This is a genomic window from Actinomadura sediminis, assembly GCF_042675525.1.
In the GTDB taxonomy this organism is placed as follows: Bacteria; Actinomycetota; Actinomycetes; order Streptosporangiales; family Streptosporangiaceae; genus Spirillospora; species Spirillospora sediminis.
On record NZ_JBHTJA010000081.1, the window covers coordinates 1 to 14,753 of the forward strand.

Annotated in this window: 14 protein-coding genes; 3 read left to right on the forward strand and 11 right to left on the reverse strand. The window is 72.9% G+C overall.

The features are described from left to right. Nucleotides 1-478 precede the first annotated feature (478 nt). From tyrS to argC, 10 genes are all read right to left on the reverse strand, one after another. Nucleotides 479-1,756 (reverse strand): tyrosine--tRNA ligase, encoded by a 1,278-nt coding sequence (gene tyrS, locus ACFQ11_RS28195; RefSeq protein WP_378304018.1) that lies wholly within the window; start codon nt 1,754-1,756, stop codon nt 479-481. Nucleotides 1,757-1,825: 69 nt separating this feature from the next. Further along, nucleotides 1,826-2,233 (reverse strand): hypothetical protein, encoded by a 408-nt coding sequence (locus tag ACFQ11_RS28200; protein ID WP_378304020.1) that lies wholly within the window; start codon nt 2,231-2,233, stop codon nt 1,826-1,828. Next, complete coding sequence (locus tag ACFQ11_RS28205; RefSeq protein WP_378304022.1) at nt 2,230-2,862, reverse strand: DNA-3-methyladenine glycosylase; 633 nt, start codon at nt 2,860-2,862, stop codon at nt 2,230-2,232. The genes ACFQ11_RS28200 and ACFQ11_RS28205 overlap by 4 nt, the downstream gene beginning before the upstream one ends. 122 nt (nt 2,863-2,984) lie before the next feature. Continuing rightward, complete coding sequence (argH, locus tag ACFQ11_RS28210) at nt 2,985-4,403, reverse strand: argininosuccinate lyase (protein ID WP_378304024.1); 1,419 nt, start codon at nt 4,401-4,403, stop codon at nt 2,985-2,987. 168 nt (nt 4,404-4,571) lie between these two features. After that, the gene (locus ACFQ11_RS28215) at nt 4,572-5,087 is read right to left on the reverse strand and encodes an arginine repressor (protein WP_378304026.1); all 516 of its coding nucleotides are present in this window, start codon (nt 5,085-5,087) and stop codon (nt 4,572-4,574) included. Next, nucleotides 5,084-6,001, reverse strand: a complete 918-nt coding sequence (gene argF / locus ACFQ11_RS28220; RefSeq protein WP_378304028.1) for an ornithine carbamoyltransferase — start codon at nt 5,999-6,001, stop codon at nt 5,084-5,086. Before argF ends, ACFQ11_RS28215 begins: the two co-directional genes overlap by 4 nt. A 3-nt stretch (nt 6,002-6,004) precedes the next feature. Continuing rightward, nucleotides 6,005-7,243 (reverse strand): acetylornithine transaminase, encoded by a 1,239-nt coding sequence (locus ACFQ11_RS28225; RefSeq protein WP_378304030.1) that lies wholly within the window; start codon nt 7,241-7,243, stop codon nt 6,005-6,007. Further along, nucleotides 7,240-8,157 (reverse strand): acetylglutamate kinase, encoded by a 918-nt coding sequence (argB, locus tag ACFQ11_RS28230; RefSeq protein ID WP_378304073.1) that lies wholly within the window; start codon nt 8,155-8,157, stop codon nt 7,240-7,242. The genes ACFQ11_RS28225 and argB overlap by 4 nt, the downstream gene beginning before the upstream one ends. A gap of 23 nt (nt 8,158-8,180) precedes the next feature. Next, nucleotides 8,181-9,338: a bifunctional glutamate N-acetyltransferase/amino-acid acetyltransferase ArgJ gene (argJ, locus tag ACFQ11_RS28235; RefSeq protein WP_378304032.1), complete on the reverse strand. Its 1,158-nt coding sequence runs from the start codon at nt 9,336-9,338 to the stop codon at nt 8,181-8,183. Further along, the gene (argC, locus tag ACFQ11_RS28240; RefSeq protein WP_378304034.1) at nt 9,335-10,366 is read right to left on the reverse strand and encodes an N-acetyl-gamma-glutamyl-phosphate reductase; all 1,032 of its coding nucleotides are present in this window, start codon (nt 10,364-10,366) and stop codon (nt 9,335-9,337) included. Before argC ends, argJ begins: the two co-directional genes overlap by 4 nt. Nucleotides 10,367-10,531: 165 nt before the next feature. On the opposite strand from argC, the gene ACFQ11_RS28245 reads away from it, so the two are divergent. Genes ACFQ11_RS28245 through ACFQ11_RS28255 form a run of 3 tightly spaced genes read left to right on the forward strand, consistent with a single transcriptional unit; the run spans nt 10,532 to nt 12,893 of the window. Further along, a complete protein-coding gene (locus ACFQ11_RS28245) occupies nt 10,532-11,020 on the forward strand; it encodes a MarR family winged helix-turn-helix transcriptional regulator (RefSeq protein ID WP_378304037.1) in 489 nt (162 codons plus the stop codon). Continuing rightward, nucleotides 11,017-12,057, forward strand: a complete 1,041-nt coding sequence (locus ACFQ11_RS28250; RefSeq protein ID WP_378304038.1) for an ABC transporter ATP-binding protein — start codon at nt 11,017-11,019, stop codon at nt 12,055-12,057. Before ACFQ11_RS28245 ends, ACFQ11_RS28250 begins: the two co-directional genes overlap by 4 nt. Continuing rightward, nucleotides 12,054-12,893, forward strand: coding sequence for an ABC transporter permease (locus ACFQ11_RS28255; RefSeq protein WP_378304040.1), 840 nt, complete (start codon nt 12,054-12,056; stop codon nt 12,891-12,893). Before ACFQ11_RS28250 ends, ACFQ11_RS28255 begins: the two co-directional genes overlap by 4 nt. Nucleotides 12,894-12,966: 73 nt before the next feature. Here ACFQ11_RS28255 and ACFQ11_RS28260 read toward each other — a convergent pair whose 3' ends face one another. Continuing rightward, a complete protein-coding gene (locus ACFQ11_RS28260) occupies nt 12,967-14,586 on the reverse strand; it encodes an ABC-F family ATP-binding cassette domain-containing protein (RefSeq protein ID WP_378304042.1) in 1,620 nt (539 codons plus the stop codon). Nucleotides 14,587-14,753 lie beyond the last annotated feature (167 nt).

Here is a 14,753-nt window from a genome sequence, read left to right on the forward strand (position 1 = left end):
AGCCTCGGGGGTGACCCGGCCTGCCGGCCGGATCGATAAAGGCACTGGCTTTTAACACGCTGTTGAGTTCTCAAGAAACGGACACCCACCGCGCTCGACCCGCTCTCGCGGCCCTCGCTCCGGGGCAACCCTTCTAGTGTATCCGATCCGTCCGGTTTGTCAACCTCTGGGCGGTTCGGCCCCCCATGTCCCGTTTCGGGCGCGAATGATCGCACTCGGTTCGGTGTCTGGAGGTTCCCCCGGGGCCGGCCGCCGTCTCCGGCGTCCCGCTCCCCCGTGGGGCGTGTAGAACATTAGGACGCCCCGGCTGGAGCGTCAAATCGGGCTCGGATCATGCGAAACCCCAGGTCGTACCGAGGTTTCGGCGCCTTGAAGCCGCCAACCGTGACCGCACCGTGACGTTTGTTTCCGCAACTTTTGGGCAAGCATGACGAATGCCCGTCCGGAGCGACCTCCGGACGGGCGTTCACCCGGGAGTTCAGGACCCGGTCACCTCGACGCCGCCGACGTTGCGCTTGCCTCGCCTCAGGACGAGGTAGCGACCGTGCAGCAGGTCGGTGGAGGCAGGGACGGCGTCCTCCGATTCGACCTTCGAGTTGTTCAGGTACGCGCCGCCCTGGGCGACCGCGCGCCGCGCCTCGGACTTGCTCTTGCACAGTCCGGACGCCACGAGGAGGTCCACGATCGGCGGGAGCTCCCCCGGCCGGACGTTCGCGGACGGGACCTCGGCGAGGGCCGCGCCGAGCGTGCGTTCGTCCAGTTCCCCGAGCGATCCCTGACCGAACAGGGCACGGGACGCCGCGACGACGCGGGCGGTCTCGTCCGCGCCGTGGACGAGCGTGGTCATCTCCTCGGCCAGCGCGCGCTGCGGGGCGCGGGCGGCGGGACGTTCGGCGCCCTGCTTGACGAGGTCCTGGATCTCCTCGCGGGAACGGAAGCTGAACACCTTGAGGTACTTCTCCACGTCACGGTCGTCCGCGTTGAACCAGAACTGGTAGAACGCGTACGGCGAGGTCAGGTCGGCGTCGAGCCAGTAGGTCTCGCCACCGGCCGTCTTGCCGAACTTGGAGCCGTCGGCCTTGGTGAGCAGGGGTGTGGTGAGGGCGTGCGCGGACGCGCCCTCGACGCGGCGGATGAGGTCGACGCCCGCGGTGAGGTTGCCCCACTGGTCGCTGCCGCCCGTCTGCAGGCGGCAGCCGTAACGCCGGTACAGCTCCAGGTAGTCCATCGACTGGAGCAGGACGTAGCTGAACTCGGTGTAGCTCATGCCGGTGCTCTCGAGGCGGGTCTTGACCGTCTCCCGGGCGAGCATCCGGTTGACCGGGAAGTGCTTGCCGACGTCGCGCAGGAACTCGATGGCCGTCATGGGGCCGGTCCAGTCGAGGTTGCTGACCATCGTCGCGCCGGTGGGTCCCTCGTCGAAGTCGAGGAACCGCGACACCTGGCCGCGGATGCGCTCGACCCAGCCGGCGACGGTCTCCTGCGAGTTGAGGACGCGCTCGGCGCTCTTGCCGCTCGGGTCGCCGATCAGGCCGGTGGCGCCGCCGACGAGGCCGATGGGCCGGTGCCCCGCCTTCTGGAAGCGGCGCAGCGTGAGGATCTGGATCAGGTTGCCCAGGTGCAGGGACGGCGCGGTCGGGTCGAACCCGCAATAGAGCGTGACCGGCCCCGCGGCGAGCAGTGCCCGCAGATCGTCCTGATCGGTGGACTGCGCGATCAGATCGCGCCACGCGAGGTCGTCCAGGATGTCGGTCACGTTCTTCCTCGTCTCCTGTCTGTTTCCCTGGCAGTCTGCCCTGGTCGGGGCTTGTGACGCCAACGATATTCAACGCCCGCCGACGTAGTGGCGGGCGGGGACGAACACGCGGTGCCCTGAGGCGAAGGTCACCAGAACGCCTTTTTCGTCCCAGTGGGCGGACGCGATCTCCGGTGGTCCCCCGCCGGACCCGACGCGGACGCGGTGGCCGTAGGACAGGCTCGGGTCGCGGCCCGTGTAGAGCTCGTACGCCTGATGGCGGCCGAAGAGCAGGCTGCTCTTCTCGATGACCGCGGTGTAGTGGGCGGAACCGTCGGCGTACCGGACGGACGGCGGCTGCCGTTCGACCTCGCCGATCACGCCGGTTCGATGGAGCGGGCCGTCGACGATGACGGCGGCGAGCAGGACGGCGAACGCGGCCCAGCCGGCCGCGGCGGCTCGGCGGCGGGGCCGCGGCGGCGGAGGCGGTGCGATCATCCGGACGCGGCGGCCTTGCGGTTGCGCGGGACGTGGGGCCGGTACGGGGAGACGCTCGGGTCGCCGTCGATCCAGAACCGCCAGGGGACGTCCTTCGCGGCCGTCACGCCGGTGCGGGGGCCCCGCCGGATGCGCGCGGGGTCGGCGGGTTCGCCCCGGTGGGCGGTCAGTTCGCCGCCGGGGGTGCAGACGTCCAGGCCGTTCTGCGCGCGGGCGATGCCGAGCGCCTCGCAGAGCCGGGCGGGGCCGCGGGCGAGGTCCCGGACGGTCGAGCGCGGGCGGCGCGCGCGGGCCGTCTCCTCGCCCGCGATGATCTCGCCGGCGCGGACGAGCACGGCGGAGGACGTCCCCTCGGGGCCGCACACGAGGTTCATGCAGAAGTGCATGCCGTAGGTGAAGTAGACGTAGGCGTGGCCGGGCGGGCCGAACATCACCTCGTTGCGGGGCGTCCGTCCGCGGTAGGCGTGCGAGGCGGGGTCGAGGGGGCCCGCGTACGCCTCGACCTCGGTCAGCCGCACGGCGACGTCGCCGTCGGGGGTGCGGTGCCGCAGGACGTGCCCGAGGAGTGCGGGCGCGATCTCGTCGACCGGGCCGTCGAAGAACTCGCGTGGGAGGAGCGCCGCGTCCATCGCCTCACCGTGCTCGTAGGGGATCCGACGGTTCGCCAGCCTAGGGCGCTTCCGGGACCGTTCGGGCCGTCCGCGGGGAACGGTCCGAACGGTCCCGGCTGGCCCCGGCCGGCCCGTGCCGGTCAGGCGTCCGTGCCGGACGCCCAGGCGGCGTGCTCGTTGACCTGGGCGCGCAGTGCGGTGATCTGCTCGCGGACGCGGTCGGGGGCGGTGCCGCCGTGGGCCTTGCGGGACGCGAGGGCGCCGGGGACGTTCAGGACTTCGCGGACGTCCGGCGTGAGGTGCGGCGACACCTTGATCAGTTCGTCGTCGGTGAGGTCGTCGAAGTCCTTGTCGTTCACCTGGCACCAGACGACGAGGTGGCCGACGACCTCGTGGGCGTCGCGGAAGGCGACGCCGCGCCGGACGAGGAGTTCGGCGAGGTCGGTGGCGAGGGCGAACCCGTCGGCGGCGGTGGCCTCGAGGCGTTCGGTGTTGACCCGCATGGTGGCGATGAGGCCGGACATGGCGGGCAGGACGAGCAGGAGGGTCTCGACGGCGTCGAAGGCGCCCTCCTTGTCCTCCTGCAGGTCGCGGTTGTAGGTGAGCGGCAGGCCCTTGAGGGTCGTCAGGAGTCCGACGAGGTGGCCGATGAGGCGCCCGGCCTTGCCGCGCGCGAGTTCGGCGACGTCGGGGTTCTTCTTCTGCGGCATGATCGACGACCCGGTGGCGTAGGTGTCGTCCATCTCGATCCAGCGGAACTCCTGCGACGCCCACAGGCAGATCTCCTCGCCGAGGCGGGAGAGGTGGACGCCGATGAGCGCGGCGGCGAAGAGGAACTCGGCGACGAAGTCGCGGTCGGCGACGGCGTCCATGGAGTTGGGCGCGGCGGAGTCGAAGCCGAGTTCGGCGGCGGTGGCCTGCGGGTCGAGCGGCAGGGACGACCCGGCGAGGGCGCCGGAGCCGAGCGGGGACACCGCGGTGCGGCGGTCCCAGTCGCGGAGCCGGTCGATGTCGCGGGTGAGCGGCTGGACGTGCGCGAGCAGCTGGTGCGAGAACAGGACGGGCTGCGCGTGCTGGAGGTGCGTCATGCCGGGGGCGGCGACGCCGAGGTTGTGCTCGGCCTGGGCGATCAGCGCGGTCTCCAGCTCGACCAGGCGGGAGACGATCTGGCGGGCGTGGTCGCGGAGGTAGAGGCGCAGGTCGGTGGCGACCTGGTCGTTGCGGCTGCGGCCGGCGCGCAGCTTGCCGCCGAGGGCGCCGAGGCGTTCCAGCAGGCCGCGTTCGAGAGCGGTGTGGACGTCCTCGTCGGCGACGGCGGGCCGGAACTCGCCGGTGCGGCACGCCTCCTCGAGGTCGTCCAGGGCACCGATCATGCGCTCGAGCTCGTCGTCGGTGAGCAGTCCCGCCCGGTTGAGGACGCGGGCGTGTGCGCGCGAGCCCATGAGGTCGTAGGGGGCGAGCCGCCAGTCGAACTGGACGCTCACCGAGAGCCGGGCGAGCGCGTCCGACGGGCCGCCCTCGAACCGGCCGCCCCACAGCCGCGTCGGTGCCTTGGTCACGGAGATTCCTCTTCTTCCCACCATGTCGATTCGTTCGTCGGCCGTCCCGCGGCGCCGTGCCGGCGTGCGTCGATGGCGCGCGGGCACCGCGGTGGACGGCGCACCCACAGCGTACGGGCTGTGGGGCCGCCGGGCGGGACGGCTCGTTGGGTGCGGGGCCGCCGGCCCCTAACTTCGTCGTTCCCGGCCTTCGGTCAGCTTGAGGAGCGACTGGGCGACCTCGTCGCCGCCGTTCGGGTCGCGGGCGATGACGAGGATGGAGTCGTCGCCCGCGACGGTGCCGAGGATCGTGGGCCACTCGGCGTGGTCGATGGCCGAGGCGAGGTACTGGGCGGCGCCGGGCGGGGTCCGCACGATGACGAGGTTGGCGGACGCCTCGGCGGACACGAGCAGTTCGGCGGCGAGCCGGGTGAGCCGTCCGGTGAAGGTCTCGGCGGCGCCGGTGCGGGCGCGGGGGATCCGCTGGCCGCCCTCGCCGGGGACGGCGTAGATGAGGCTGCCGTCGTCGCCGCGGAGCCGGACGGCGCCGATCTCGACGAGGTCGCGCGAGAGGGTGGCCTGGGTGACCTCGACGCCCTCGTCGCCGAGCAGCTTGGCCAGTTCGCCCTGGGAGTGGACCGGGTGGCGGGTGAGCAGCTCGATCACCCGGGCGTGCCGGGCGGCCTTGGTCATCGGCGTGTTCATCCGGACCGCTCCAGCAGCCAGACGAGCAGGGCCTTCTGGGCGTGCAGGCGGTTCTCGGCCTCGTCCCAGACGCGGCTGCGCGGGCCGTCGAGGACGGATCCGGCGATCTCCCTGCCGCGGTAGGCGGGCAGGCAGTGCAGGACGATCGCGTCGCCGTCGGCGCGGGCGAGGAGGTCCTCGGTGACGGCGTACGGCTCGTAGAGGGCGGTGTCCTTGCCGTCCTGCCCCATGGAGACCCAGGTGTCGGTGGCGAGGACGTCGGCGCCGTCGGCGGCCGCGGCGGGGTCGTCGGTGACGGTGACGGACCCGCCGGTGTCGGCGGCGATCTCGGTGGCGCGCTTGACGACGGCGGGGTCGGGCGGCTGCGACGCCGGGGCGCCCACGCGGACGTGCATGCCGGCGGTGGCGCAGCCGAGCAGGTAGGAGTGGGCCATGTTGTTGGCGCCGTCGCCGAAGTAGGCGAGGGTCGCGCCGGCGAGGCCGCCGCGGTGCTCGCGGACGGTCTGCAGGTCGGCGAGGATCTGGCAGGGGTGGAACTCGTCGGTGAGGGCGTTGACGACGGGGACGGCCGTGCCCGCGGCCATCTCCTCGATGCGTTCCTGCCCGGCGGTGCGCCACACGATGGCGCTGACCTGCCGTTCCAGGACGCGGGCGGTGTCGGCGATGGTCTCGCCGCGGCCGAGCTGGCTGGTGCCGGCGTCCATGACGAGCGGGTTGCCGCCGAGTTCGGCGATGCCGGCGGTGAAGGAGAGCCGGGTGCGGGTGGACGGCTTGTCGAACAGCACGGCGACGGACCGCGGGCCTTCCAGGGGCCGGAACCCGAACCGGTCGGCCTTGACCCGGGCGGCCAGGTCGAGGACTTCGGCCTGTTCGGCCGGGGTGAGGTCGTCATCGCGCAGGAAGTGCCTGGTCATCGCTCAATTCTCCTTCACGACGGAGTCGCCGGCGGCTTCGGCGGCGGTCTGGGCGCCGTCGAGGACGGCGGGCAGCGCGGCGGTGAACGTGCGGGCCTGCTCCGCGGTGAGGATCAGCGGCGGGGCGAGCCGCACCGCGTTCGGCTGCAGCGCGTTGATCAGGAACCCGGCGTCGCGGGCGGCGGCCTCGACGGCCGGTGCGTGCGGGCCGGTGAGGACGATCGCGCGCCACAGGCCGCGGCCCCGCACGCCCGCGAGCAGGGGATGGTCGACGGCGCCGATGCCGGCGGCGAGCTCGGCGCCGACGGCGGCGGCGTTGCGGAGCAGGCCGTCGCGGTCGATGGTGTCGAGGACGGCGAGCGCGGCGGCGGCGGCGATCGGGTTGCCGCCGAAGGTGCTGCCGTGGTCGCCCTTGGCGAACAGGTCGCCGTGCGGGCCGAAGGCGATGCAGGCGCCGATCGGGAGGCCGCCGCCGAGGCCCTTCGCGAGCGTGATGACGTCGGGCCGGGCGTTCTCGTGCTGGAAGGCGAACCAGGTGCCGGTCCGGCCGATCGCGGACTGGATCTCGTCGGCGACGAGCAGCGCGCCCGTCGCGTCGCAGATCTCGCGGGCGGCGGTGAAGTAGCCGTCCGGCGGGGGGACGACCCCGGCCTCGCCCTGGGTGGGTTCGAGGAACACCGCGGCGCAGTCGCCGTCGACGGCGGCCTTGAGCGCGTCGGCGTCACCGTAGGGGACGAACCGGACGTCGTGGGCGAACGGCCCGAACGGCTCGCGGATCGCGGCCTTGCCGGTGAGGGAGAGCGCGCCGAGCGTCCGCCCGTGGAAGCCGTTCTCGGTGGCGACGAAGTAGGAGCGGCCGTTCTGCTTGCCGTGTTTGATCGCGAGCTTGAGGGCGCACTCGTTGGCCTCGGTGCCGCTGTTGGCGAGGAAGACCCGGCCCGCCGGGCCGCCGTCGCCGCCGAGCAGTTCGCGCAGCCGTTCGGCGAGCAGCACCTCGGGCTCGTGCAGGAACAGGTTGGAGGTGTGCGCGATCGTCCGGGCCTGCGCGCTGACGGCCTCGACGAGCGCGGGGTGCGCGTGGCCGAGGGAGCTGACGGCGATGCCGGCGATGAGGTCGAGGTACGCGCGGCCGTCGGCGTCCCACACCGTGCAGCCCTCGCCGCGCGCGAGCGCGAGCGGCGGGACGCCGTAGTTCGGCATGAACGCGGTCTCGAACCGCTTCCCGAGGTCGTCGCCGCTCACGCGTCCCCCTCCTTCGTCCGCTGCGCGCCCGCGGGGCTGGGCAGCACCATCGTCCCGATCCCTTCGTCGGTGAAGATCTCCAGCAGGAGCGCGTGCGACACCCGCCCGTCCAGCACGTGGGCCTGCGGGACGCCGCCGCGCACGGCGGTCAGGCACGCCTCCATCTTCGGCACCATGCCCGCCGACAGGCCGGGCAGCAGCTCGGCGAGCTCGTCGGTGGTCAGCCGGTCGATGACGTCGTCGCTGTCGGGCCAGTTCGCGTAGAGGCCCTCGACGTCGGTGAGGACGACGAGCTTGGCGGCGTCGAGCGCGACGGCGATCGCGGCGGCGGCGGTGTCGGCGTTGACGTTGTAGACCTCGCCGTCGTCGCCGCGCGCGACGCTGGAGACGACAGGGACGCGCCCGTCGTCGAGCATCGCGCGGACGGCCCCGACCTGGACCTCGACGATCTCGCCGACCTGGCCGATGTCGACCGGCTCGCCGTCGACGACGGCGTGCTTGCGCTCGGCGGTGAGCAGGTTCGCGTCCTCGCCCGACATGCCGAGCGCGAACGGCCCGTGCCGGTTGATCAGCCCGACGACGTCCCGCTGCACCTGCCCGGTGAGGACCATCCGGACGACCTCCATGGCCTCCGGGGTGGTGACGCGCAGGCCCGCGGTGAAGGACGACTCGATGCCGTTGCGGTCGAGGGCGGCGTTGATCTGCGGGCCGCCGCCGTGCACGATCACGGGCTTGAGGCCCGCGTAGCGCAGGAACACGATGTCCTCGGCGAAGGAGTGCCGCAGCGCCTCGTCGGTCATGGCGTGCCCGCCGTACTTGATCACGACGGTGCGTCCGTGGAACCGCTCGAGCCACGGCAGCGCCTTGATGAGCGTCTCGGCCTTCGACATGACGCCGGCCCGGTTCTGGCGCATCTCGGCGCCCGGGGTGATCGCGCTCATGTGGAGTACGCCGAGTTCTCGTGGACGTAGTCGGCCGTGAGGTCGGTCGTCCAGACGGTGGCGCTGTGCGGGCCCGCGGCGAGGTCGACGGTGATCGTCACGTCCCGGGGGCGCAGGTCGACCTTGTCGCGGTCGTCGCCGAAGGAGCCGCCGCGGCACACCCACACGCCGTTGATGGCGACGTTGAGCTGGTCGGGTTCGAAGACGGCGTCGGTGGTGCCGACGGCCGACAGGACCCGGCCCCAGTTGGGGTCCTCGCCGTGGATGGCGCACTTGAGCAGGTTGTTGCGGGCGATGGAGCGGCCGACGACGACCGCGTCGTCCTCGCTCGCGGCGCCGACGACCTCGATCGCGATGGCCTTGGAGGCGCCCTCGGCGTCCACGAGGAGCTGCCGGGTGAGGTCGGCGCAGACCTCGGTGAGCAGCGCGGTGAACTCGTCCTCGGCGGGGACGGCGCCGGCGGCGCCGGACGCCAGCAGCAGGACGGCGTCGTTGGTGGACGTGCAGCCGTCGGCGTCGAGCCGGTCGAGGGTGACGCCGGTGGCGGCGCGCAGCGCCCGGTCGAGGGTCTCGGCGGGGAGGTCGGCGTCGGTGGTGATCACGCAGAGCATGGTGGCGAGGGACGGGGCGAGCATGCCCGCGCCCTTCGCCATGGCGCCGATCATGTAGCCGCCGGCGCCCTGCCGGAAGGAGATCTTCGCGACGGTGTCGGTGGTGCGGATCGCGTCGGCGGCGGCGAGCCCGCCGTCGCCCCGCGACAGCTCCGCGGCGGCGGCGTCCACGCCGGGCAGCAGGGCGTCCATGGGGAGCCGCTCGCCGATGAGGCCGGTGGAGCAGACCGCGACCTCGCCGGCGGAGTCGCCGAGGGCCGCGGCGACCCGCTCGGCGGTGGCGTGGGTGTCCTGGAACCCCGCCGGTCCGGTGCAGGCGTTGGCGCCGCCGGAGTTCAGCACGACCGCGTGGACGCGGCCGCCCTTGAGCACCTGCTCGGACCACAGCACCGGGGCGGCCTTCACGCGGTTGCGGGTGAAGACGCCGGCGGCGGCGCGCGACGGCCCGTCGTTGACGACCAGCGCGAGGTCGCGGTTGCCGCTGTCCTTGAGCCCGGCGACGACGCCGGCGGCGCGGAAACCCTGGGGTGCGGTGACGCTCACGGGGACACTCCGATCGTGGTCAGCCCGAGTTCTTCCGGGAGGCCGAGGGCGAGGTTGGCGCTCTGCACGGCGCCTCCCGCGGTGCCCTTGGTGAGGTTGTCGATGGCGGCGACGGCGACGATGCGGCCCGCGTCCTCGTCGAGGGCGACCTGGACGAGCGCGGTGTTGGCGCCGAGGGTCATGGAGGTGGCGGGCCAGCGTCCCTCGGGGAGCAGCCCGGCGAACGGCTCGTCCGCGTAGGCCGCCGCGTAGGCGTCCCGCAGCGCCCCGGCGGTGAGGCCGGGACGGGCCTTGGCGGTGCAGGTGGCGAGGATGCCGCGGCTCATCGGCGCGAGCGTCGGCGTGAACGACACCGTGACGCGCTCGCCGGCGGCGGCGCTGAGGTTCTGCACGATCTCGGGGGTGTGGCGGTGGACGCCGCCGACCCCGTAGGGGCTCATCGACCCCATGACCTCGCTGCCGAGCAGGTGCGGCTTGAGCGCCCGTCCGGCGCCGGACGTGCCGGACGCCGCGACCACGACGACGTCGCCCGGTTCGGCGATCCCGGCGGTGAAGGCCGGGAGCAGCGCGAGGGTCACGGCCGTCGGGTAGCAGCCGGGGACGGCGATGCGGCGGGCGGCGCGCAGCGCGTCGCGCGCGCCGGGCAGTTCGGGCAGGCCGTACGGCCAGGTGCCGGAGTGCGGCGTCCCGTAGTACTTCTCCCAGGCGGCCGGGTCGGCGAGGCGGAAGTCGGCGCCGCAGTCGACGACGAGGACGTCGTCGCCGAGGCGTTCGGCGATCTCGGCGGACTGCCCGTGCGGCAGCGCGAGGAAGACGACGTCGTGCCCGGCGAGGACGTCCGGGGTGGTCTCGGCCAGGACGCGCCCGGCCAGGGATCGCAGGTGGGGCTGGTGCGCGCCCAGCTCGGTGCCCGCGTTGGAGCCCGCCGTGAGCGCGCCGATCTCGAATTCGGCGTGTCCGTCGAGGATGCGCAGCAGCTCGCCGCCAGCGTAACCGCTGGCGCCGGCGACCGCCGTCCGGATTCCCATGTTCCACTCTGCCCTTCGGAAGCGACAAGCAAGAGTATGCATGGCAATGGATGAATATTCAAAACCGTATCCCGGTGCGCCGCGCGGATGAGACCGACGCCACAGAAAATACTTAGTTCTCTAATGATTTGACAACTTAATTTCAGTGGCCTCACAATCGTCCGCATGGACAAGGAGACTCTCGGCTTCGGCGACCTCGCCGACCTCGGCCCGCCCGAGCGATGGCCCGTCGGCCGGCTGTTCGCCGCCGCGTCGAAGCTGGCGGGCCCGGTCATGTGGCGGCTCGTCGAGAAGCACGGCGTCAGCCCCGCCGGGTTCTTCATGCTGCGGGTCCTGGTGGGCGAGGACGGCCTGCGCCCCGGGGAGGTGGCCAGGCGGCTCATGCAGTCCGCCGCCACCGTGACGTCGGTCGCCGACACCCTCGAGCGCAACGGGCTGCTGGAACGCCGCCGCGACGAACGCGACCGCCGCGCCGTCCGGCTGCACGTCACCGAGGCCGGCCGCGCGCTCGTCGCCGAGACCGGGCACGCCATGTCGCGCGACCTGTGGGCGCTGTACGACGTCCCCGACGAGGCCGACGAACCCGCCGTGCGCCGCTACCTGCTCGCCCTGCTCGATCGCTTCAACGACTTCTCCGAAGGAGACCGCTGTTGACCGCGTCCCCCGACAACGAACGGCCGTCCGACAACGAACGGCCGTCCGGCGGCGCACGGCCCCCGGACGGCGGCGGCGCCCCCGCCCCGGCCGTCCGCGCCGCCGACCTGCGCAAGACCTACCCCGCCTCCGGGCCGCGGCCCGAGGTGCCCGCCGTCCGGGGCATCGACCTGGACGTCCCGCGCGGCGAGTTCTTCGGGCTGCTCGGCCCGAACGGCGCGGGCAAGTCCACGACCATCGGGATGCTCACCACGCTCGTCGTCCCCACCGGCGGCGGCGCGTCGGTGTGCGGCCTCGACGTCGTGAAGGACGCCGTCGAGATCAAGCGCCGGATCGGCGTGGTGTCGCAGAACAACACCCTCGACAGCGACCTGACCGCCGCCGAGAACCTCGAGTTCCGCGGCCGGTTCTTCGGGCTGAGCGCCAAGGACGCCCGCCGCCGCGCGGACGAGCTCATCGAGCTGTTCGGGCTCGGCGAGCACCGCAAGGGCAACCCGTTCGAGATGTCGGGCGGGCAGGCCAAGCGCGTGATGATCTGCCGCGCGCTGATGCACGGCCCCGAGGTGCTGTTCCTGGACGAGCCGACCGCCGGGCTCGACCCGCAGACCCGCACCAACCTCTGGGACGTGCTGCGCGGCCTGCAGGAGGGCGGGCAGACGATCGTCCTCACCACCCACTACATGGAGGAGGCCGAGGCGCTCTGCGACCGGGTCGCGGTCGTCGACCACGGCCGGGTCCTCGCGAGCGGCACGGTCGACGAGCTGAAGGCGAGCGCGGGCGCCGACACGGTCATCACCGTCTCCTACGACGACGCGGCGCCCCGCGACATCGAGGCGCTCGCCGACCGGGGCGGGATCACCAAGGTCGAGGTCAACGGCGGGCAGGTGCGGGTGTTCGCCGCCGAACCCGACGGCGTCCTCGGCGAGCTCGTCGCGCTCGGCGCCAAGGCCGGCGTCGGCGTCACCGACGCCAGCCAGCTCCGCCCCAGCCTGGAGACCGTCTTCCTCACCCTGACCGGAAGGGAGTACAGGGAATGAGCAGCGTCCCGGTACTGACGCCGCCGCCCCCCGCCCGGGCGACGGTCCCCCGCACGTTCGCCGCGATGATGGCGCGCGAGATGCGGGTGATGCGCAAGAACCTCGTGTCGACGTTCGTCCGGGTGCTGATGCAGCCGGTCCTGTTCGTCTTCGTGTTCGCCTACGTGCTGCCCAAGCTCGGCGGCGGCGCGATGGCCGGGTCGGGCGGCGCCACGTTCTCCACCATCCTGGTGCCGGGCCTGGTCGGCTCGTCCATCATCATGCAGGCGATGATGGCGGTGACCTTCCCGCTGATGATGGAACTGAACTGGCAGAAGTCGATCACCGACCGGGCGCTGGCGCCCGTCACGATCCCGCTGCTGGCCATCCAGAAGATCCTCGCGGCGGCGCTGCAGGGGCTGATCGGCGGGCTCCTGGTGTTCCCCGCGGTGCTGCTCATCCACGCCGAGGGCGAGGCGCCGCAGGTGCACGTGGACAACTGGCCCGTCCTGGCGCTGGTCATGGTCGCCGGGTCGCTGCTGGCCGCCTCCGGCGGGCTGCTGCTCGGCACGCTCATGAACCCGCAGAAGGTTCAGATGATGTTCTCGCTGATCCTGCTGCCGATGACCATGCTCGGGTGCGTCTACTACCCGTGGTCCGCGCTGGAGAGCATCCCGTGGCTGCAGTACCTCAGCCTGCTCAACCCGCTCGTGTACGTCAGCGAGGGCCTGCGCAGCACGCTGACGCCCGACATCCCGCACATGCCGGCGTGGGCGTTCCTGCTCGCGATCGTCGGCGGGACGATCGTCCTGACGTGGGCCGCGACCCGCACGTTCACCAAGCGCGTCCTGACGTAAGGCGCGGGCGCGCGGGGGCCCGGGGGACTCGTCCCCCCGGGCCTCCGTCGTCAGCGATCGCGGCATTTCCCGATCATTCCGGTTCCCCCTCCGTCAGGCCGGTCGCGCGGTCCATGCGCAGCCAGCGGGTGAGGCCCAGCGTCCGCAGGAACGGCAGGTCGTGGCTCACCACGACGAGCGCGCCCCGGTAGGCGGCGAGCGCCTGGGCGAGCTGGCGGGCGCTGGCCATGTCGAGGTTGTTCGTCGGCTCGTCCAGCAGCAGGAGCCGCGGGGCGGGTTCGGCGAGCAGCAGCGATGCCAGCACCGCGCGGAAGCGCTCGCCGCCCGACAGGGTCCCGGCGGGCCGCTCGGCCCGCGCGCCCCGGAACAGGAAGCGCGCCAGCCCCGAACGGATCTCGGTGACGGACGCCGACGGGGCGTGCGCCCGGACGTTGTCGACCACGCTGAGGGCGTCGTCCAGGACGTCCAGGCGCTGCGGCAGGTACCGGACGCCGTCGACGCCGATCTTCACGGTCGTCCCGTCGAGGACGGGCTCGCCGACCAGCGCGCGCAGCAGGGTCGTCTTGCCCGACCCGTTCGGGCCGACGAGACCGATCCGTTCCGGGCCGCGGACGATCAGCTCGGTGAGCGTCGCGGGCTCCGGCTCCGGCGCGGACAGGCCGGTCACGGTCACGACGGTGCGCCCCGCCGGGACGCGCGTCGCGGGCAGCTCGACGCGGATCTCGTCGTCGTCGCGGACGGCGTTCTCCGCCTCGTCCAGCCGCGTCCGGGCGTCGGCGAGCCGCTCCTCGTGCATGATGCGGTGCTTGCCCGCCGCGACCTGCGCCTGCCGCTTGCGCTCCCCCATCACGATCTTCGGCTCGCGCTTGTTCTCGTACATCTTGTCGCCGTACCGCCTGCGCCGGGCGAGCTTGACATGCGCCTCCTCCAGTTCGCGTTTCTGCCGCCGCAGGTCGGTCTCGGCGGCGCGGACGGCGCGTTCGGCCGCCTCCTTCTCGACGGCGAGCAGTTCCTCGTAGGCGGACAGGTTGCCGCCGAACGAGCGGACGCCGCCGTCGCGCAGGTCGGCGATGGCGTCGACCAGGTCCAGCAGCTCCCGGTCGTGGCTGACGACGACCAGCACCCCCTTCCAGGCCGCGACCGCGTCGTAGAGGCGGCGGCGCGCGTCCAGGTCGAGGTTGTTGGTCGGCTCGTCCAGCAGCAGGACGTCGGGACGGGCGAGCAGCAGCGCGGCGAGCCCGACCATCATGGCCTCGCCGCCGGACAGCGTCGGGACGGGCCGGTCGAGGCCGAGGTGCTCGAGGCCGAGCCGGTCCAGCTCGGCGCGGGCCCGCTCCTCGACATCCCAGCCGTCGTCGCCGACGGCCGCGAAGTTCGCCTCGGTGGCCTCGCCGCGCTCGATGGCGTGCAGCGCGGCGCGCGTCCCGCTGATCCCGAGCAGGTCGGAGACCGTCGCGGAGCCGTCGAGCACGAGGGTCTGCGGCAGGTAGCCGATCTCCCCCTCGACGGTGACGCTTCCCGAGCCCGGCCGCAGTTCCCCGGCGACGAGCTTCAGCAGGGTCGACTTCCCCGCCCCGTTGACGCCGATCAGCCCGGTGCGCCCGGTGCCGAACGCGGCGTCGAGCCCGTCCAGGACGGTCGTTCCGTCGGGCCAGGCGAAGGACAGGTCGGTGCAGACGATGGCGTGAGACAAGAGGCGCTCCTCCGGTGGTGTCGTTCGGCGTGCTTGACACGTGGAGACACCGCGGAGAACGCGCATCGCGCCTGCGGGCATGGGAAACGCCCGGGACGAGGGTCCGCTGAGATCGCGTGCGCGTGCCGGCGGCCCGACGACGGGCGCGGCTGGTCGCGCGGTGCCTG

What these genes read in the sequence shown, in the direction of transcription:
- ACFQ11_RS28200 (WP_378304020.1), bottom strand. Translation starts at nt 2,233, where the DNA reads ATGATCGCACCGCCTCCGCCGCCGCGGCCCCGCCGCCGAGCCGCCGCG.
- ACFQ11_RS28205 (WP_378304022.1), bottom strand. Translation starts at nt 2,862, where the DNA reads ATGGACGCGGCGCTCCTCCCACGCGAGTTCTTCGACGGCCCGGTCGAC.
- ACFQ11_RS28215 (WP_378304026.1), bottom strand. Translation starts at nt 5,087, where the DNA reads ATGAACACGCCGATGACCAAGGCCGCCCGGCACGCCCGGGTGATCGAG.
- argF (WP_378304028.1), bottom strand. Translation starts at nt 6,001, where the DNA reads ATGACCAGGCACTTCCTGCGCGATGACGACCTCACCCCGGCCGAACAG.
- argB (WP_378304073.1), bottom strand. Translation starts at nt 8,157, where the DNA reads ATGCGCCAGAACCGGGCCGGCGTCATGTCGAAGGCCGAGACGCTCATC.
- argC (WP_378304034.1), bottom strand. Translation starts at nt 10,366, where the DNA reads ATGGGAATCCGGACGGCGGTCGCCGGCGCCAGCGGTTACGCTGGCGGC.
- ACFQ11_RS28245 (WP_378304037.1), top strand. Translation starts at nt 10,532, where the DNA reads ATGGACAAGGAGACTCTCGGCTTCGGCGACCTCGCCGACCTCGGCCCG.
- ACFQ11_RS28255 (WP_378304040.1), top strand. Translation starts at nt 12,054, where the DNA reads ATGAGCAGCGTCCCGGTACTGACGCCGCCGCCCCCCGCCCGGGCGACG.